Source organism: Gordonia sp. CPCC 205515, from assembly GCF_048537925.1.
Classification (GTDB): domain Bacteria; phylum Actinomycetota; class Actinomycetes; order Mycobacteriales; family Mycobacteriaceae; genus Gordonia.
On record NZ_JBCLVJ010000005.1, the window covers coordinates 70,012 to 87,574 of the forward strand.

General features: G+C 67.2%; 16 protein-coding genes. 9 read left to right on the forward strand and 7 right to left on the reverse strand.

What is annotated here, in order from left to right:
* Positions 1-5 precede the first annotated feature (5 nt).
* Positions 6-248 carry a hypothetical protein gene (locus AAFP30_RS07680; protein ID WP_419229280.1) on the forward strand — a complete coding sequence of 81 codons (243 nt, stop codon included), beginning with the start codon at positions 6-8 and terminating at the stop codon, positions 246-248.
* On the opposite strand, the gene AAFP30_RS07685 is transcribed toward AAFP30_RS07680, so the two are convergent.
* Positions 245-649 carry a TIGR03668 family PPOX class F420-dependent oxidoreductase gene (locus AAFP30_RS07685; protein WP_419229281.1) on the reverse strand — a complete coding sequence of 135 codons (405 nt, stop codon included), beginning with the start codon at positions 647-649 and terminating at the stop codon, positions 245-247. The genes AAFP30_RS07680 and AAFP30_RS07685 overlap by 4 nt on opposite strands.
* The gene (locus AAFP30_RS07690; protein ID WP_419229282.1) at positions 646-1,212 is read right to left on the reverse strand and encodes a TetR/AcrR family transcriptional regulator; all 567 of its coding nucleotides are present in this window, start codon (positions 1,210-1,212) and stop codon (positions 646-648) included. Before AAFP30_RS07690 ends, AAFP30_RS07685 begins: the two co-directional genes overlap by 4 nt.
* Before the next feature lie 122 nt (positions 1,213-1,334).
* Here AAFP30_RS07690 and AAFP30_RS07695 point away from each other — a divergent pair, with 122 nt between their 5' ends.
* Positions 1,335-2,219: an LLM class flavin-dependent oxidoreductase gene (locus tag AAFP30_RS07695; RefSeq protein ID WP_419229283.1), complete on the forward strand. Its 885-nt coding sequence runs from the start codon at positions 1,335-1,337 to the stop codon at positions 2,217-2,219.
* Here the strand turns inward: AAFP30_RS07695 and AAFP30_RS07700 are convergent.
* Entirely contained in the window at positions 2,209-4,110 is a 1,902-nt protein-coding gene (locus tag AAFP30_RS07700; RefSeq protein WP_419229284.1) for an ABC transporter ATP-binding protein, read from the reverse strand. The two genes, AAFP30_RS07695 and AAFP30_RS07700, sit on opposite strands and share 11 nt — an antisense overlap.
* Positions 4,111-4,215: 105 nt before the next feature.
* Here AAFP30_RS07700 and fgd point away from each other — a divergent pair, with 105 nt between their 5' ends.
* The 6 genes from fgd (at position 4,216) to AAFP30_RS07730 (ending at position 11,614) form a co-directional block, all read left to right on the forward strand.
* Positions 4,216-5,232 carry a glucose-6-phosphate dehydrogenase (coenzyme-F420) gene (fgd, locus tag AAFP30_RS07705; protein WP_419229285.1) on the forward strand — a complete coding sequence of 339 codons (1,017 nt, stop codon included), beginning with the start codon at positions 4,216-4,218 and terminating at the stop codon, positions 5,230-5,232.
* Positions 5,233-5,257: 25 nt separating this feature from the next.
* Positions 5,258-5,914: a hypothetical protein gene (locus tag AAFP30_RS07710; protein WP_419229286.1), complete on the forward strand. Its 657-nt coding sequence runs from the start codon at positions 5,258-5,260 to the stop codon at positions 5,912-5,914.
* 30 nt (positions 5,915-5,944) lie between these two features.
* A complete protein-coding gene (locus AAFP30_RS07715) occupies positions 5,945-6,493 on the forward strand; it encodes a TetR/AcrR family transcriptional regulator (RefSeq protein WP_419229287.1) in 549 nt (182 codons plus the stop codon).
* 111 nt (positions 6,494-6,604) lie between these two features.
* A complete protein-coding gene (locus tag AAFP30_RS07720) occupies positions 6,605-8,230 on the forward strand; it encodes an FAD-binding oxidoreductase (RefSeq protein WP_419229288.1) in 1,626 nt (541 codons plus the stop codon).
* A 58-nt stretch (positions 8,231-8,288) separates the two neighbouring features.
* Positions 8,289-10,397 (forward strand): phosphate acetyltransferase, encoded by a 2,109-nt coding sequence (gene pta, locus AAFP30_RS07725; protein ID WP_419229289.1) that lies wholly within the window; start codon positions 8,289-8,291, stop codon positions 10,395-10,397.
* Positions 10,394-11,614 carry an acetate kinase gene (locus tag AAFP30_RS07730; RefSeq protein ID WP_419229290.1) on the forward strand — a complete coding sequence of 407 codons (1,221 nt, stop codon included), beginning with the start codon at positions 10,394-10,396 and terminating at the stop codon, positions 11,612-11,614. The genes pta and AAFP30_RS07730 overlap by 4 nt, the downstream gene beginning before the upstream one ends.
* Here the strand turns inward: AAFP30_RS07730 and AAFP30_RS07735 are convergent.
* Genes AAFP30_RS07735 through AAFP30_RS07745 form a run of 3 tightly spaced genes read right to left on the reverse strand, consistent with a single transcriptional unit; the run spans position 11,598 to position 14,184 of the window.
* Complete coding sequence (locus AAFP30_RS07735; protein ID WP_419229291.1) at positions 11,598-12,791, reverse strand: acetyl-CoA C-acetyltransferase; 1,194 nt, start codon at positions 12,789-12,791, stop codon at positions 11,598-11,600. The genes AAFP30_RS07730 and AAFP30_RS07735 overlap by 17 nt on opposite strands.
* Positions 12,788-13,438: a 3-oxoacid CoA-transferase subunit B gene (locus AAFP30_RS07740; protein WP_419229292.1), complete on the reverse strand. Its 651-nt coding sequence runs from the start codon at positions 13,436-13,438 to the stop codon at positions 12,788-12,790. The genes AAFP30_RS07735 and AAFP30_RS07740 overlap by 4 nt, the downstream gene beginning before the upstream one ends.
* Entirely contained in the window at positions 13,435-14,184 is a 750-nt protein-coding gene (locus tag AAFP30_RS07745) for a CoA transferase subunit A (RefSeq protein ID WP_419229293.1), read from the reverse strand. Before AAFP30_RS07745 ends, AAFP30_RS07740 begins: the two co-directional genes overlap by 4 nt.
* Before the next feature lie 166 nt (positions 14,185-14,350).
* Between AAFP30_RS07745 and AAFP30_RS07750 the strand changes: the two genes are divergently transcribed.
* Positions 14,351-15,130, forward strand: a complete 780-nt coding sequence (locus AAFP30_RS07750; protein WP_419229294.1) for an IclR family transcriptional regulator — start codon at positions 14,351-14,353, stop codon at positions 15,128-15,130.
* On the opposite strand, the gene AAFP30_RS07755 is transcribed toward AAFP30_RS07750, so the two are convergent.
* On the reverse strand, positions 15,127-17,562 hold the full coding sequence (locus tag AAFP30_RS07755; protein ID WP_419229295.1) for a tetratricopeptide repeat protein: 2,436 nt from the start codon (positions 17,560-17,562) through the stop codon (positions 15,127-15,129). The two genes, AAFP30_RS07750 and AAFP30_RS07755, sit on opposite strands and share 4 nt — an antisense overlap.
* Position 17,563 lies beyond the last annotated feature (1 nt).

Below are 17,563 nucleotides of genomic sequence, written 5' to 3' on the forward strand. Positions count from 1 at the left end.
CTGACATGGTGATGAACAACAACTTCCAGCGCGGCGCGCAGAGCTTCTCGCGCGGCATGACGATCGTTGGTTCGGTCATCCTGATGATCTGCGTCGCGTTGCTCACCGTGAACTGGTGGAACGAGGGCCGCTGGGTGTGGGTCGCGATCGGAATCGCGATCATCGTCGTCAACATCGCCCTGGTGTTCCTGCAGTTCCGGCGCCGCAAGTTCCCGACGACGCAGCGGCCCACAGACGACGACGCCTAGCCCCCCGACGCACTCCACTCACGCCACCGCAACTCTCGCACCACGATCACCGATCCGCTCGGCCGACGTTCCCGGTACTGCGGATACTTCGCCGCGAGCACGTCGATCCCATGCGCGCCGACCGCGTCGGCGGCGTCCACCACGGTGGCGCGTCCGTCGACCCGCACCCACCACAACTCATCCCAGTCGTCGGCGTAGTGATCGACCACGATCGACACCGCCGGGTTGCTCCTGATGTTGTCCAGGCGCCGTAACTTGGTGCTGCGCTTGGGTTTGTGGTCGACACACGAGTAAATGGTGTCGTCGTCGAGGGCGAAGACGATGGGCACGAGATGGGGGACGCCGTCGCCGACGGTGGCCAACCGCGCCACCCGGGCTGCGGCGAATTGGTCGCGCATCATGATCCGCCTCCGATGCGGAGCCCGGTGAGCAGGATCCCGACCATCCGTCGCGCGTCGTAGTCGGCGTCGCCGGCCCCGACGCAGAGATTGCCGATGGCCCGCATCAACTCCAGCGGCCGCACAGTGTCGACCACCTCGTGGGCGGTCACCGCAGCGTGCAGCAGGTCGGCGCAGACGGGCACGAGCCGCTCGAGGAAGTAGGCGTGCAGGGCATCGAACCGGGTGTGATCGGACCGAAGCGCCGTTGCCAGACCATGTTTGGTGACCAGGAAGTCGAGGAACAGATCCACCCACGCGACGAGCGCGGCATACGGGGTGGCGCGGGTGGCGAGCAAGGTCGGTCCGGCCTCTGCGCAGGCCTCGATCTGATGGCGGTAGACCGCGAGTATCAGATCGGCACGGGTGGGGAAGTGACGATAGATCGTGCCGACTCCGACGCCGGCCTCGAGCGCGATATCACGCACGGGCGCATCGACACCGGATCGAACGAAGGCGGCTGCCGCAGCGTCCAGTAGGCGTTGCTCGTTGCGGCGTGCGTCCGCACGTTTCGTCGGCGGCACCATCGTCTCCTCACCTTGCCTGTTGCTAAACGGAACAATGCTCCGTATCGTATCCGGAGCAGGGTTCCGTTTGGTCATGATGCCAGACAATCGTCGACGCATGGCCCTGACCGAGAGATTCGCGCATGACACACTCCTCGCCGGTGACCGTGGGTATCGCCACCGCGCCGATGCTGACCGATTACGACGCCGTCCGCCGTGTGTGGCAGGAGGCCGACGGTATCGCGGAGATCGGGCACGCCTGGTTGTTCGACCACTTGTTGCCGATCGCCGGCGACCTGCAGGGCCCGATCTTCGAGGGGTGGACTCTGCTGAGTGCGCTCGCCGCGCAGACCTCGCGACTGCGCCTGGGGATCTTGGTCACCAGCAACCGCTTCCGGCCGCCGGCGATGTTGGCGAAGATCGCCACGACCGTCGACATCGTCTCCGGTGGGCGGCTGGATTTCGGGATCGGCGCCGGATCCCGGCCCAGTGTCCCCTTTGCCCGCCGTGAATACGAGGCCCACGGGCTGCCCTACGACGATCTGACCGACGCGGTCGGCAGTCTCGGGGAGGCCTGCACGATCATCCGTCGGCTGTGGACGGAGGAGCAGCCGTTCGATTTCGACGGGCGCTACCACCGTCTCGTCGGGGCGATCGGCAACCCGAAACCCGTGCAGCGGCCGCATCCGCCGATCGTCATCGGCGGGCGGTCCACGCCGACATTGCGGGTCGTGGCCGAGCATGCCGATATCTGGAACACGCCCGGAGACGATCTCGCGGTGGCCATCCGGCGCAGCACTCAGCTCGACGAACTGTGTGCCGCGATCGGCCGCGATCCCGCCGAGATCACCCGATCGATGGCCATCCCGATGATGTTCGATGAGCCCGGGATCACCAGGGACCGGGTGCGGGCCGCGATCGACGCCGGATTCACCCATATCGTGCTGATGCTGCCGGCCCCGTTCGCCGAGGGGATGGCGCGACGGGTCGCCGACGAGGTGATCGCCGGCATCGGTGTCACGCCATGAGTTCGCAGCACCCGTCCCGCGATGTCTCGTCGGCGAACTGCGTGCGATACAACTCCGCGTACCGACCGTTGCGCGCCAACAGGGTTGGGTGATCACCCCGTTCGACGATGCGTCCCTCTTCCAGCACGACGATCTGATCGGCGGCCCGCACCGTGGACAGGCGGTGGGCGATCACGATCGATGTGCGCCCGACGAGTGCTTCGGAAAGCGCCTCCTGCACCGCGGCTTCCGACGTCGAATCGAGATGGGCGGTGGCCTCGTCGAGAATCACCACCGCCGGGTGCGACAGCAATAATCGGGCGATCGTCAGCCGCTGTCGTTCACCACCGGACAGCCGGTAGCCGCGCTCGCCGACGACGGTGTCGAGCCCATCGGGTAGCGAGGCGATCAGGCCGTCGAGTCGGGAGCGCCGCAACGCATCCCAGATCTCCTCGTCGGAGGCGGCGGGATTGGCCAGCGCAAGATTGGCGCGCACGGAGTCGTGGAACAGATGTCCGTCCTGGGTCACCAGACCGACGGTGCGATGTACCGAATCGCTCCGCAGATCGCGAAGATCGATGCCGTTCAGGGTGATCGATCCGTCGTCGACATCATAGAGTCGGGTGGCCAGGTTGGCGATCGTCGATTTTCCGGCGCCGGAACTACCGACGAGCGCGACCATCGAACCGGCCGGCACCTCGAGATCGATCTGGTGCAACACCGTCGCTCCACCCCGATTATCCAGTTGCGCAACCTCTTCCAGTGAGGCGAGGGATACCTTGTCGGCCGACGGGTAGGCGAACGAGACGTCGTCGAAACGCACCGAGACTCCGCCGGCGGGCACATCCTGCGCGTCCGGCTTGTCGACGATGAGCGGCGCCAGATCGACGACTTCGAAGACGCGCTCGAAACTGACCAGCGCACTCATGATTTCGACGCGGGCGTTGGCCAAGGCGGTCAGCGGCGCGTACATCCTCGTGAGGAGCAACGCGAGCGAGACAACGGCGCCGGCGGACAGGTGGTCGTGTACCGCAAGCCATCCGCCGAGTCCGTAGACCAGTGCGAGCGCCAGCGCCGACACCAGGGTCAGTGCGGTCATGAACCAGCTCTGTACCATCGCTCGACGAACCCCGATGTCGCGCACGCGATCTGCCCGCTCGGCGAACTCCCCGGATTCGACGTCGGGGCGGCCGAACAGCTTGACCAGAGTCGCCCCGGGAGCCGAGAACCGTTCGGTCATCTGCGTCGACATCCGCGCGTTGTACTCGGCAGCCTCCCGGGACAGTGCCGCCATCCGGGTGCCCATCCGACGTGCCGGGATCACGAAGATCGGCAGGAGAATCAGTGCCAAGAGTGTTATCTGCCAACTGATCGCGATCATCACGCCCAACGTGAGGGCCAGCGTCACGATATTGGACACGACGCCGGAGAGGGTATCGCTGAACGCGCGTTGTGCGCCGATGACATCGTTGTTCAACCGGCTGACCAGCGCGCCGGTGCGGGTGCGGGTGAAGAAGGCGACCGGCATCGTCTGGACGTGGTCGAACACCGCACGCCGCAGATCCAGGATCAGCCCCTCGCCGATGTTGGCGGAGAACCAGCGCGTGAGAATCCCGGCGCCCGCCTCGACCACCGCGATGAGCGCAATCAGCGCGGCCAGGCCAAGGATCGCGCGGCCAGACCCGCCTGCGGTGATCAGATTGACCACATGCCCGGCGAGCAACGGGGTGACGACCGTCAGGACCGCGGTCACGATCGACAGCAGGAGGAACGCGGCGATCTGCCGACGGTGTGGGCGGGCGAAACCGACGATCCGGCGCAGTGTTGTGCGGCGCTCGCCGCGGAGTTTCCGCTCGTCGGGCGCCGTCATCGTCTTGTACATGGTGTCCCAGGCGACGGATTGCATTGACATGACGACCAGGGTAGAACTTCAAGTTCACTTGAGGTCTAGTGGTGCCGCCTCATCAGGTGAGATCCCGATCACCGGCGGCGCATCGACCTGGGTACGTTGGACGACATGGCACAGCAACTCAAGCTCGGTTTCAAGGCGTCGGCGGAGCAGTTCGATCCGCGGGAACTCGTGGAGATCGCGGTGGCGGCCGAGGAACACGGCATGGATTCGGTCGCGGTCAGCGATCACTTCCAGCCGTGGCGCCACAACGGTGGGCACGCCCCGTTCTCGCTGGCGTGGATGGCCGCGGTGGGTGAGCGCACCAACCGCGTGCAGATCGGCACGTCGGTGATGACCCCGACCTTCCGCTACAACCCGGCCGTCATCGCCCAGGCCTTCGCGTCGATGGGGTGCATGTACCCGGGGCGCATCATGCTCGGCGTCGGCACGGGCGAGGCACTCAACGAGTACGCCACCGGCTACCAGGGCGAATGGCCCGAGTTCAAGGAGCGCTTCGCGCGGTTGCGGGAGGCCATCAAGCTGATGCGCGAACTGTGGACCGGCGACGAGGTCAACTTCGACGGCGAGTACTACAAGACCCAGGGCGCCTACATGTATGACGTCCCGGACAAGCCGATCCCCGTCTACGTCGCGGCCGGCGGCCCGGTCGTCGCACGCTATGCCGGCCGTGCGGGCGACGGCTTCATCTGTACCTCCGGCAAGGGCGCCGACTTGTATCAGGAGAAGCTGATCCCGGCGGTCAAGGAAGGTGCGGAGAAGGCCGAACGTGACTTCGACGCGATCGACCGGATGATCGAGATCAAGATCTCCTACGACCCGGATCCGCAACTGGCGCTGGAGAACACGCGATTCTGGGCGCCGCTGTCGCTGACCGCCGAGCAGAAGCACAGCGTGAACAGCTCGACCGAGATGGAACGCCTCGCCGACGAACTGCCGATCGAGCAGGTCGCCAAGCGGTGGATCGTCGCCTCCGATCCCGACGAGGCCGTCGAGAAGGTCAAGTTCTACACCGATTGCGGACTCAACCATCTCGTGTTCCACGCACCCGGCCACGACCAGCGCCGATTCCTCGACAACTTCGAGTCCGACCTCGCGCCGCGGCTGCGTAAGCTGTCCGTGTAGGGGGGCCACCCGAGGAGTGGCGGAGATGCGCAAGCTCACCGTGTCGGCGGCAGCGGTTGCCGTCGTCGTGGCCGGTGCCGGGATCACCGCGATGGTCGCCGGCGGATCGCCGACGACGGCTGCGCCACTGCCGACACCGTGCGGATCGTTCGCCGGCTCCGGTCCCTCGCCGACATGCGCCTACCGCGTCGGCGACCGCACCTTGCAGGTATCGCTCCGCAACACCGCGCGTGGACCGTCGCCGGTGACATGCGCCCTGACGTGGCCGCTGTCCGACCGTCCGCTCAGTTCCACGAACATGGGGCCGGGCGAACGCGGTTCGCTGAGTGCGGCCGTGCCCGCCGGGGTGCAGCGGTACACCGTCGACTGCCGCAGTGTGGTGCCCGTCGCCGATGCGGTCCAGCGCCGTGTGACGTTCACCGTGACCGGTTCGGGTTTCGCTCCGCCACCACCGCGGACGTCTCGGCCGCAATGGACCCCGCCGAAGTCGCCCCCTCCGCGGTGGACCCCGCCGTCGACGACGCGCGCACCGCTGCCGCAGCAACCGCAACTGCGGCTGCCCACCGTCACGCCGCCGACCGTGACGCCGACGACGCAGCGATTCGGGCCGCCGAACCGGATGCGCCCGCCGCGTCCGACGATGCCGAAAACCACCACGACCACCACCACGCCGGTCCGCTGACCCGACGACCGACGACTACCGTAGGTCGTCATGGATCGTGATCGGATGGTGGACGTCGGCGTGGCCGTGGTGTCGCGGTTCGGCGCCAAGGCACTCAGCCTGACCTCGGTGGCCCGCCAGGCCGGCGTCGCCCGCGCCACCGCCTACCGGATGTTCGGCGGTCGCGATGCCCTGGTCGCCGCCATCGTCGAGCGTGAGGTGGCCACCATGCGGGTGAAACTGCGCGAATGGGCCGAGACCGCTCCCGATCCGGCCGGCAAGGTGCGCGCCCAGATCCTGAACGTGCTGCCGTACATCCGTGAGCACGAGGCTCTGCAGTACGTGCTGCGCAACGAGCCGGAGGAGATCGTGCGCGCCCTGGTCGTCACCAAGGACGCGACCGGCCCGACGTTCATCCAGCAGATCGTCGCCCAGACCGCTCCCGACATCGACTCCGCCACCGCCACCCACCTCACCCCCGGGCCCGAAGCCGCCGCCGAGTTCCTGGTGCGCACCATCTACTCCCTGATGCTCGTCCCCGACAGCGTCCTCACCGACGAACAGGTCGCCGATCTCGTCGTCCGCGCCATCGTGACCTGACGTCGACAGCGCCCGCGATCCCGTCGACAGCGCCCGCGATCCCGTCGACAGCGCCCGCGATCCCATCGACAGCGCCCACTCGACCGGGACCGCACGTTACAGTCAAAGGAAATGTGTAACGACAGATCTCGTGAGGCTGGTGGAGTCGTGGATGAGACCGTGTTGCCGGCGGTGACCATGCAACGTCCGCGGTGGGGCGACCCGGCCACCGTGACCGAACTGCCCGACGTCGCCCGCGCGCTCGCCGGTCCCGACGCACCCTCTCACCCGGCCGTCGACCCGGCCGACATCTCCCTTCCCGAGTCGGCGGTGCCGCCGGAAGCGCGCGACGCACTGGTCGACGCACTCGGGGACGCCCAGGTCTCCGACCGCCACACCGATCGCATCGCCCACACCCGCGGCTACTCCACGCCCGACATCCTCGCGTTGCGAGCCGGGAACGCCACCGACGCCCCCGACCTCGTCGTCACCCCCGGATCGCACGACGACATCCTGCGCGTCCTGGAGATCTGCACCGAGCATCGGGTGGCTGTCGTGCCGTTCACCGGCGGCACGTCGGTGGTCGGTGGGCTCACGCCCGACCGGGCCGGATTCGCCGGTGTCGTCAGCGTCGACACCCGACGACTCGACAAGCTGCTCACCGTCGACGAGATCTCCCGCACCGCGACGCTACAAGCCGGTCTGCGCGGGGTCCGCGCCGAAGAGCTACTGCGCGCGAAAGGCTATACGCTGGGCCATTTTCCACAGTCCTACGAGGGCGCGGGGATCGGCGGATACGCGGCCACCCGATCGGCCGGACAGTCGTCGGCCGGTTACGGTCGCTTCGACGACATGGTCGAGGGCATCGTGCTCGCCACCCCGCGCGGCACCGTCGAACTCGGTACCGCGCCGAAATCCGCCGCCGGCCCCGACCTGCGCCAGCTCGTCCTCGGGTCCGAAGGCGCCTTCGGCATCATCACCGCCGTCACCGTTCGCATCCATCCCGCGCCCACCGACCGCGTGTTCGAGGGCTGGCGGTTCGACGACTTCGCCGCCGGCGCAGCCGCGCTGCGCACTCTCGCCCAGGACGGTCCGATGCCGACGGTGCTGCGGCTCTCCGACGAAACCGAAACCGCGATCAATCTCGCGGACCCGAGCGAGATCGGTGCCGATGCCGGCGGATGCATGGTCATCGTCGGATTCGAAGGCGGCGCCGACGATGTCGAGAGACGCCGAACGACGGTCATTGCCACTCTGACCCGGCTCGGTGGTACACAGCAGGGCACCGCACCCGGCGAAGCCTGGCGCACCGGCCGATTCCGCGCCCCGTACCTGCGCGACCCGCTCCTCGACGCCGGCGTGCTGGTGGAGACGCTGGAGACAGTCACCTACTGGTCCGCCCTCGCCGACCTCAAGGCCGCAGTCACCACCGCTCTCACCGACGCACTCACCGGACAGGGCACCCCGCCGCTGGTCATGTGTCACATCAGCCACGTCTACGCCGCCGGGGCATCGCTCTACTTCACCGTGGCCTGCCCACAGACCGCCGACCCGATCCGCCAGTGGGCGGCCGCGAAATCCGCTGCCAACACCGCGATCCGAACCCAGGGCGCGAGCATCACCCACCATCACGCCGTCGGTCGCGACCATCGTGACGCCTATCACGAGGAAATAGGGCCACTCGCCCTCGAGGCCCTGCGTGCGGTCAAACGCACCCTCGATCCGGCGGGCATCTGCAACCCCGGAGTGCTGGTGTGACCTCGACAACGCTCGGTTGCCACGTGATACCAACGTAGCGCCGATAGGCTTCTTGACCATGGGTGCAGACACCGACTCGTCGAACGCCATCTACGTCGCCTCCGCCGAAGGCGACACCGGGAAATCCACCATTGCGCTTGGGTTGCTCGCGCTGCTGTCGGCGACCGGCGGTCGAGTGGGCGTCTTCCGTCCCATCTCCCGCGCGGCTGCCGGTGAACGCGACTACATCATGGAACTGCTGATCGAACACGACTCGGTCGACATCTCCTACGACGACTGCATCGGGGTCACCTATGAACAGGTCCACGAGGATCCCGACGGGGCGATCGGCGAGATCGTCGCCCGCTTCCACGCCGTCGAGTCGCGCTGCGACACGGTGCTGGTGATCGGCTCGGACTACACCGATGTCGGTACACCGTCCGAACTCAGTTACAACGCCCGCGTCGCGGCGAATCTGTCGGCGCCGGTCATCCTGGCCATCAAGGCCGACGACCGTACCGCGGCCGAACTGCGCGGCTTCGCCGACCTGGCGGTCAATGAGATCTCCGCGGCTCATGCCACCACCGCGGCGATCGTGGTGAACCGATGTGAGCCCGCGCTGATGAAGGTCATCGGCTCGGAAGTGGCCCAGACCGGGATCCCGACGTGGTGTCTACCCGAGGATCCGGTGCTGATCGCCCCGACCATGGGTGAGCTCATGACGGCGCTCGGGGCCGACTTGTACAGCGGCGACAAGGAATTACTCGACCGCGAGGCACTCAACGTCATGGTGGGCGGTATGACCGCCGAGCACATCCTGGAACGGCTGTCGGACGGCACCGTCGTGATCACCCCGGCCGACCGGTCCGACGTTCTCCTTGCGCTCGTCAATGCCAATGCGGCTCAAGGCTTTCCGCGACTGTCCGGCATCATCCTGAATGGCGGTCTGCATCCGCATCCGATGATCGAAGCGCTGGTGAGTGGACTGAAGCCGACATTGCCGATCATCTCCTGCAAGCAGGGCACCTATGAGACCGCGCGGACCGCCGCGCACACCCGGGGTCGGGTGGCGGTGGGCTCGGCGCGGAAAATCGATGCGGCGCTTGCCCTCATGGAGGAGCATATCGACGCGGCGGAGATGCGCAAGATCCTTGATGTGCGGTCACCGTCGGTGGTCACCCCGCAGATGTTCGAGTACAACCTGATCGCCCGAGCCCGGGCCGAGACGAAACACATTGTGCTGCCGGAAGGAGAAGAGGATCGAATCCTGCGGGCGGCGGGCCGGCTCATCCGGCGCGGTGTCGCGAGACTCACCTTGCTCGGTGTCGAGGACGTCGTGCATACGCGCGCACAGGAACTCGGGATCGATCTCACCGGGGTCGATGTCATCGACCCGACGACATCCGACCACACCGCAGAGTTCGCAGCGATCTACACCGAACTGCGGAAACACAAGGGGATGACCCTCGAACGGGCGACCGAGGTCATGCACGACGTGTCCTACTTCGGCACGATGATGGTGCACACCGGAATCGCCGACGGCATGGTCTCGGGTGCGGTGCACACCACGGCCCATACGATCCGCCCGGCCTTCGAGATCATCAAGACCAAACCCGGTGTGTCGACGGTGTCCAGTGTGTTCTTCATGTGCCTGACCGACCGCGTCCTCACCTACGGCGATTGCGCCGTCGTGCCCGATCCGACGTCCGAGCAGCTCGCCGACATCGCGATCTCCTCGGCGCAGACCGCCGCCCAGTTCGGCATCGACCCGCGGGTGGCGATGCTGTCGTACTCGACCGGCGAGTCGGGAACGGGCGCCGACGTAGACAAGGTCCGCACCGCGACCGACCTGGTCCGGGAGCGGGCGCCGGAAGTGTTGGTGGAAGGCCCGATTCAGTACGATGCGGCGGTGGAACCGAGTGTCGCGCAGACCAAGATGCCGAACTCGCCGGTCGCCGGGGCGGCCACCGTGTTGATCTTCCCCGACCTCAACACCGGCAACAACACGTATAAAGCGGTGCAGCGCAGCGCAAATGCGATCGCCATCGGACCGGTGCTGCAGGGCCTGAACAAACCGATCAACGATCTCTCCCGCGGTGCGCTGGTCTCCGACATCGTCAACACGGTCGCCATCACCGCGATCCAGGCGCAGGGCGAATCCGCGTCCGACGACGAGGTCGCCCAGTGAGCGCCGCAGCGACGGCCGGCGCCGTCCTCGTCCTCAACGCCGGATCGTCCTCACTGAAATATCAACTGGTACAACCGGACACCGAGGAGGTGTTCGCGGAGGGCATCGCGGAACGCATCGGCGACCACGATGCGTCGATCACCCACGAGCAGGCCGGCAGTAAGACGACCGAGATTCGGGCGATGCCGGATCACCTGGCCGCCGTCGAGTTCATGATGGGGTTGTTCGCCGAGGGTGGCATCGATCTCGGGACGGCGGGACTCTCGGCGGTCGGGCACCGGGTGGTACACGGCGGCCGTACCTTCTACGAGCCGACGCTGATCACCCCGGAGGTCATCAGCGAGATCACCCGCATCTCCTCCCTTGCGCCCCTGCACAATCCGGCAAATCTGATCGGCATCGCCGCGGCCCGGGAACTGCTCCCCGACGTGCCGTCGGTCGGCGTCTTCGACACCGCCTTCTTCCATGCGCTGCCCGACGCCGCCGCCACCTACGCGATCGACCGCGGGGTTGCCGACCTGCATGCGATCCGCCGCTACGGATTTCACGGCACCAGCCACGAATACGTGTCTGGACAGGCCGCGGAGTTCCTCGGCCGGCCCTACGACGACCTGCATCAGATCGTGTTGCACCTCGGCAACGGGGCGTCGGCCTCGGCGATCTCCGATGGCGCACCGATCGACACGTCGATGGGCATGACACCGCTCGAAGGCCTCGTCATGGGTACCCGCAGTGGTGATCTCGATCCGGGAATCGTGTTGCACCTCAACCGGGTCGTGCATCTCGGGGTCGATCAGATCGACACCCTGCTCAACAAGCAGTCCGGACTGAAGGGGCTGTGCGGGGAGAACGACTTCCGCACCATCACCGAGAAGATGGACGCCGGTGACGAGAGCGCCCGCCGCGCGTATGACATCTATATCAACCGGCTACGGAAGTACATCGGCGCCTACATGATCCAGCTCGGCCGGGTGGACGCCATCACGTTCACCGCGGGCGTCGGCGAGAACGCCGCATCGGTGCGTGCCGACGCGCTGGCCGACCTCGAGATGTACGGCATCCGCATCGACGCCGAACGAAATGCGCTGCGCAGCAGGGAACCGCGCCGGATCTCCACCGCCGACAGCGCGATCGACGTGCTGGTCATCCCGACCAACGAGGAACTCGCCATCGCGCGGCAGGCGGCGGAGGTGGTCGGTTCTAGCAGCGCAGGATGAGCGCGTCACCCTGACCGGTGCCACCGCACAGCGCGGCCGCACCGACTCCGCCTCCGCGGCGCTGCAATTCGAGGATCAGGTGCAGCACGATCCGCGCGCCGGACATACCGAGCGGATGACCGATCGCGATCGCGCCGCCATTGACGTTCACCTTGTCCGGGTCGATGCCCAGTTCACGGGTCGAGGCGATCCCGACCGCCGCGAACGCTTCGTTGATCTCGACCAGATCCAGATCCTTCGGATCGATGCCGTCCCGTTCACAGGCGCGGACGATCGCGTTCGCCGGCTGCGACTGCAACGTCGAATCCGGTCCGGCGACAACACCATGCGCACCGATCTCGGCGATCCATTCCAGACCGAGTTCAACTGCCTTCGCCTTGCTCATCACCACGACGGCGGCTGCGCCGTCGGAGATCTGCGAGGCGGTGCCCGCGGTGATCGTGCCGTCGGCGGCGAACGCGGGACGCAGGCGGGAGAGCGAGTCGACGGTGGTGTCGCCGCGGACACCTTCGTCGGTGTCCACCACGATCGGCTCACCATGACGCTGCGGGATGGTCACCGGCACGACCTCGTCGGCGAACAGCCCGTCTTTCCATGCGCGAGCGGCATTCTGGTGCGACGCGGCAGCGAATGCATCCTGGTCGGCGCGGGAGATGCGTTGATCCTCATCGGCATTGCGCTGCTCGGTGAGCGCACCCATCGGCTGATCGGTGAAGATGTCGTGCAGTCCGTCGAATGCCATGTGGTCGCGCAGCGTCACGTCGCCGTACTTGTATCCGGTGCGGCTGCGTTCGAGCAGATGCGGGGCCTGCGACATCGACTCCTGGCCGCCGGCCACGATCACGTCGAACTCGCCCGCGCGAATCAGCTGGTCGGCCAGTGCGATTGCGCCGATGCCGGACAGACAGACCTTGTTGATCGAGAGAGCCGGGACATCCCAACCGATCCCGGCGGCGATGGCGGCCTGTCGGGCCGGCATCTGGCCGGCGCCTGCGGTGAGGACCTGCCCCATGATCACGTACTCGACGGCGTCCGGGGACACGTCAGCCTTCTCGAAGGCGCCGCGGATCGCGATCGCACCCAGATCCGAACCGGACAGATCCTTGAGTCCGCCGAGCAGTCGCCCGAGCGGCGTGCGCGCTCCGCCGACGATGACCGACGTCCGCTCCGCGCTCACTGCGCCGCCACCGAGGCGTCGACGAGCAGTTCGGTGCCGGTGGCCGCGCGGACCTCGTCGACGGTCACGCCCGGTGCGAGCTCCCGCAGCGCCGGTCCGGCGTCGGTGATGTCGATGACCGCGAGGTCGGTGATGATGCGGTGCACCACTTGCTGTCCGGTCAGCGGCAGCGAGCATTCGTCGACGATCTTGGCGCCGCCGTTGCGGTCGGTGTGTTCCATGACGACGATGACGCGACGCGCCCCGTGCACGAGATCCATCGCCCCGCCCATACCCTTGACCATCTTGCCCGGCACCATCCAGTTGGCGAGATCGCCAGTGCGCGAGACCTGCATGCCGCCGAGGACCGCGGTGTCGATGTTGTTGCCGCGGATCATGCCGAACGACAACGCCGAATCGAAGAACGCAGCACCGGGATTGACCGTCACGGTCTCCTTGCCGGCATTGATCAGGTCGGCATCGACGGCGTCGTCGGCCGGGTACGGGCCGGTGCCCAGGATGCCGTTCTCCGAGTGCAGCGTCACCTTGACACCCTTGGGCAGGTAGTTCGGGATCAGGGTCGGCAGACCGATGCCCAGGTTGACGTACTCGCCGTCGACCATCTCGGCCGCCGCGCGGGCGGCCATCTCCTCACGTGACCAACTCATGCCGACACCGTCCTCTTCTCGATTCGCTTCTCGACCTCGCCGACTTGGACCACCCGCTGCACGAACACACCCGGCAGGTGCACCTGCGACGGCTCGATCTCGCCGGGCTCGACGAGCTTCTCCACCTGCGCGATGGTGATGCGTCCGGCCATCGCGGCCAGCGGGTTGAAGTTCATCGCGGTCTTGTTGAACACCAGGTTGCCCTCGGTGTCGCCGACCTCGGCGTGTACCAGCGCGAAGTCGGCGACGATCGACTCCTCGAGCACGTAGGTCTGGCCACCGAACTCGCGGGTCTCCTTGGGTGGCGACGCCACGGCGACCGAACCGTCGGGCGCATACCGCCACGGCAGGCCGCCCTCGGACACGGGGGTGCCGACGCCGGCCGGGGTGTAGAACGCGGGGATACCGCAGCCGCCGGCCCGCATCCGCTCCGCGAGGGTGCCCTGCGGGGTCAGCTCCACCTCGAGCTCGCCGGACAGATACTGGCGTGCGAACTCCTTGTTCTCACCCACATACGACGCGGTCACCCGACGAATCTGGCCGGCGGCCAACAGGATGCCCAGCCCCCAGTCGTCGACGCCGCAGTTGTTGGAGAACACCTCCAGATCGTGGACGCCGCGATCGGCCAGGGCATTGATCAGCCCACCCGGGATTCCGCACAGGCCGAAGCCGCCGACCGCGAGCGAACTCCCGTCCGCGATGTCGGCGACCGCCGCCGTCGGCGAATCGAACACCTTGCTCGACATGAGCCCTCCTCCTCGTTGGCGTCCATCCAATGGACGCGCTCTCGGTATCCAGTAGGCGCCCGCCACCAGTGTGAATGCAAGCTTCTCGCAGAATCGACCCGCAGATTGGTCGGATGACGGAAGGAATCGTCGATTGGCGTCCACTCAATGGACGTATGCTCGGGCCATGCCTGCGACACCCCGGGCGGCCGGGCCCGGCCCCAACGTCATCGGCCGCGCGAGTGCGTTGTTGCGCGCCATCGGCTCCCGTGAATCGGGCGGCGCGACGACCTCGGACCTGGCCCGCGCCACCCACCTCGCCCGCCCGACCGCGCACCGGTTGCTGACCGCGCTGGCCGAGGAGGGACTCGTCGACCGCGACGTGCGCTCGGGGGCCTGGTCGCTGGGGCCCGAGCTGTATCTGTTGGGTGCGATGGCCGCCGAACGCTACGACATCACCAGTGTCGCTCAACCGATCCTGCGGGATCTGGCGCGCGAGACCGGGGAGAGCGCATTCCTGTCCGCTCGTCGCGGAGACGAGACGGTGTGCCTCGCCGCCGAGGAGGGACACTTCCCGCTGCGCTCCCACGTGCTGCACGTCGGGATCCGGTTCCCGCTCGGGGTGGCGTCGGCCGGCATGGTGATCCTGGCCAACCTCGGCGAACGGGAGATCGCCGACTACCTTGCGCGCGTGGACCTCACCCCACGGTGGGGACCGCAGCACGCATCGGCGGCGATCGCCGACCGGGTCGCGCAGATCCGGCTCTCGGGCTACGCGGTCAATCCCGGTCTGCTCGTCGAGGGTAGCTGGGGGATGGGTGCGGCCGTCTTCGACACTCGTGGCGAACCGGACTGGGCACTGAGCATCACCGGTGTGGAGAGCCGCTTCCGGCCGGAACGGCGGTCCGGTCTCGGTGAAACCCTACTGGCCCACGCCCATCGGCTCACCCAGTTGCTGCGCCGCTAGAACAACGTATCCGGCCGGACGTAGTTCGCCAGATCGATCAACATGAACCTGTGCTCCCGATTGGTGCGCGTCTGACGCGCCAACGCGCGCAACGACTTCTCGGTACCGACCCGCAGGCCCTGCTCGGTGAACGGAAACCCGAGCAGGGTGTCCGGTTGGGTGGTCGGATCGTGATCAGGGTTGGCATGTACCCAGCCGAGCGCGGTGCCGAGGACGATGAGCAGCAACCGCGGCTTGCGTGGTTCGATGTCCGAGATCGCCTCGATCCGTCGCGCCGCCGCTGAAAGTTGTTCGCGGGTAACCTCTTCCGGCGGCCGACCACCGACCAGCGCCAGCACTGCCGTCGCGCGCGCGGTGTTGTAGTGCCGGCTGGTCGCGGGCACCTCGTCGAGCGGTTCGATGGCCTCGGCCACATTGCCCTCGGCCATGTACAGGCGCGCCAGACCGAACGCCGCGGTCACGATACCGTGATCGGTGAGCCACAGATCGTGATAGTGGTGGGTGGCGATGTCGTAGAGTTCGGCGATCCGCGAAGCATGTTCGGCCACCGGGGGTTTCTCCTCCGACAGCCATTTCCCGATGATCTCCGCGGTGCCGGCGACCGCCAGTTTGGGGGCCACCTCACCGGGCATCGCTCCCAGCACCTCACTGAACCGTTCGTAGGCCAGCTCCGGTTCACCATTCATCAACGCGCACAACGCCATATACCACTGCACCCGCCACGAGTCGCCGTGGTACACCGTCACCTCCCGCAGGAGCGTCAGCGCGGTGTCCACGTCGTCGAGCTGGAGATGGGCGCGCGCCTCGGCCAGGTCGATCTCCAACGACGGGTGCGGGTCGTCGACCGCGGTGCCCAGCAACGACGAAAACCCTTCGGTGCGTGCGGCTTGGATCGAGTCCAGGGTTTGTCGCGGATCGGACAACGCGGCCGAGGTCAGCAGTCCCGCGGCCGGATCGAGTGGATTCACCAGCGGCAGCGGCAGTGCGCGCGCGATGTCGCTCGGGTCGTAGAACGCGGCCTGCTCCGGATCGAAGAACCCGTCGACCGGCGCGAGCATCAGGTCGGTGCCGAAGGTCGAGCGTTGCGGGGTGAACACCGTCGACAGCGACGGCCGCGGCACACCGGTGTGCACCGCCACGATCTCGCGCAGCACATTGAGGACCTGCGTCATCATCTCATCGGTCGACGCGAACCGGTCCGCCGGATTCTCGGCCGTGGCACGTTGCAGCAGAAGGTAATACGACGGATTCTCGGCAAACACCGGGGTGTCGTCGGGGTCCGGTAGTCCGTCGAGGTAGCGACCTTCGGCCTTGGGCATGTCGACGGTGAGCGCGGCCAGGGTGCGGCCGATGCTGTAGATGTCGGTGACCACCTGCGGGCCGGTCTTGACGATCTCCGGCGCCTGGAAACCGGGAGTCCCATAGAGGTGCCCGTAGCCGTTGATCGGGGACACCGCACCGAGGTCGATGAGCTTGACCTCGTCGCTGCTGACCATGATGTTCTCCGGCTTGACATCGTTGTAGACGAGGCCGACCGAATGCAGATAACCCACGGCGGGAAGGACTTCGAGCATGTAGGCCATCGCGTGCTCGACCGGCAACAGCGTGGATTCGCCGTCGGTGATCTGCTTGAGGGTCTGACCACCGACGTATTCCATGACGATGTAGCCGAAGCGGTCGTCGAACTCGGTGAGGTGCTCGACGAAGTTGTAGATCTTCACGATGCCGGGATGATTGACCGATGCCAGGAACTGTCGTTCGGCGACGGCCACCGCCTGCGCCTCGGCGTCCGACGAGTTCAGCAGGCCCTTGAGGACCACCGGCCGATCCGACACGTTGCGGTCGATCGCCAGGTAGATCCAGCCGAGTCCGCCGTGGGCGATGGCGCCCATGATCTCGTACTGGTCGGCGACGACGGTGCCGCGCGCGAGACCGGGCACGAACGAATACCGCGAGCCGCAATGCGGGCATATCCCGGCCAGATCACCCTTACCGGGACCAATGGTGCGGCCCACCGGTTTTCCGCACCGCCAGCAGTTCCGTTTGCGTTCGGCGATGAGCGGCTGCGAGAGCACCGCGTCGGCCGGCTCGATGTCGGTGATCTTCGGCAGATCGACCAGGCCGCCGCCGATCCGCCGGTCGGGCACCGCGGTGTGGTTGCGCGGAATGAGCCGTCGGTGCGGCGGCACGGTCACCGTGCTCGTCGGCAGCGTCGGCCCGGAGCGGACGGACACCCGGTCGGTGGGCGCGGTGAACGGGTCCGGGACCGCCGCCTGCGTACCGACGTCGAGTTCGGTGCGGGTGGCCGCACGCGTGCCGACATCGGCCGGAGGACACAGCTCGTCGCGGCTGGCGGCCTGGGTGCCCACGTCGACGGCACCCCCGTCCTCGTCGGGAGGCGTGGTGGCGGTGGGGTTCTCGGCGTCACTCATG

Coding starts and splice junctions, on each gene's coding strand:
- AAFP30_RS07685 (WP_419229281.1), bottom strand. CDS start 649: ATGATGCGCGACCAATTCGCCGCAGCCCGGGTGGCGCGGTTGGCCACC.
- AAFP30_RS07745 (WP_419229293.1), bottom strand. CDS start 14,184: ATGTCGAGCAAGGTGTTCGATTCGCCGACGGCGGCGGTCGCCGACATC.
- AAFP30_RS07690 (WP_419229282.1), bottom strand. CDS start 1,212: ATGGTGCCGCCGACGAAACGTGCGGACGCACGCCGCAACGAGCAACGC.
- pta (WP_419229289.1), top strand. CDS start 8,289: ATGGGTGCAGACACCGACTCGTCGAACGCCATCTACGTCGCCTCCGCC.
- AAFP30_RS07700 (WP_419229284.1), bottom strand. CDS start 4,110: ATGTCAATGCAATCCGTCGCCTGGGACACCATGTACAAGACGATGACG.
- AAFP30_RS07755 (WP_419229295.1), bottom strand. CDS start 17,562: ATGAGTGACGCCGAGAACCCCACCGCCACCACGCCTCCCGACGAGGAC.
- AAFP30_RS07750 (WP_419229294.1), top strand. CDS start 14,351: ATGCCTGCGACACCCCGGGCGGCCGGGCCCGGCCCCAACGTCATCGGC.
- AAFP30_RS07695 (WP_419229283.1), top strand. CDS start 1,335: ATGACACACTCCTCGCCGGTGACCGTGGGTATCGCCACCGCGCCGATG.
- AAFP30_RS07710 (WP_419229286.1), top strand. CDS start 5,258: ATGCGCAAGCTCACCGTGTCGGCGGCAGCGGTTGCCGTCGTCGTGGCC.
- AAFP30_RS07740 (WP_419229292.1), bottom strand. CDS start 13,438: ATGAGTTGGTCACGTGAGGAGATGGCCGCCCGCGCGGCGGCCGAGATG.
- AAFP30_RS07720 (WP_419229288.1), top strand. CDS start 6,605: ATGTGTAACGACAGATCTCGTGAGGCTGGTGGAGTCGTGGATGAGACC.
- AAFP30_RS07680 (WP_419229280.1), top strand. CDS start 6: ATGGTGATGAACAACAACTTCCAGCGCGGCGCGCAGAGCTTCTCGCGC.
- fgd (WP_419229285.1), top strand. CDS start 4,216: ATGGCACAGCAACTCAAGCTCGGTTTCAAGGCGTCGGCGGAGCAGTTC.
- AAFP30_RS07715 (WP_419229287.1), top strand. CDS start 5,945: ATGGATCGTGATCGGATGGTGGACGTCGGCGTGGCCGTGGTGTCGCGG.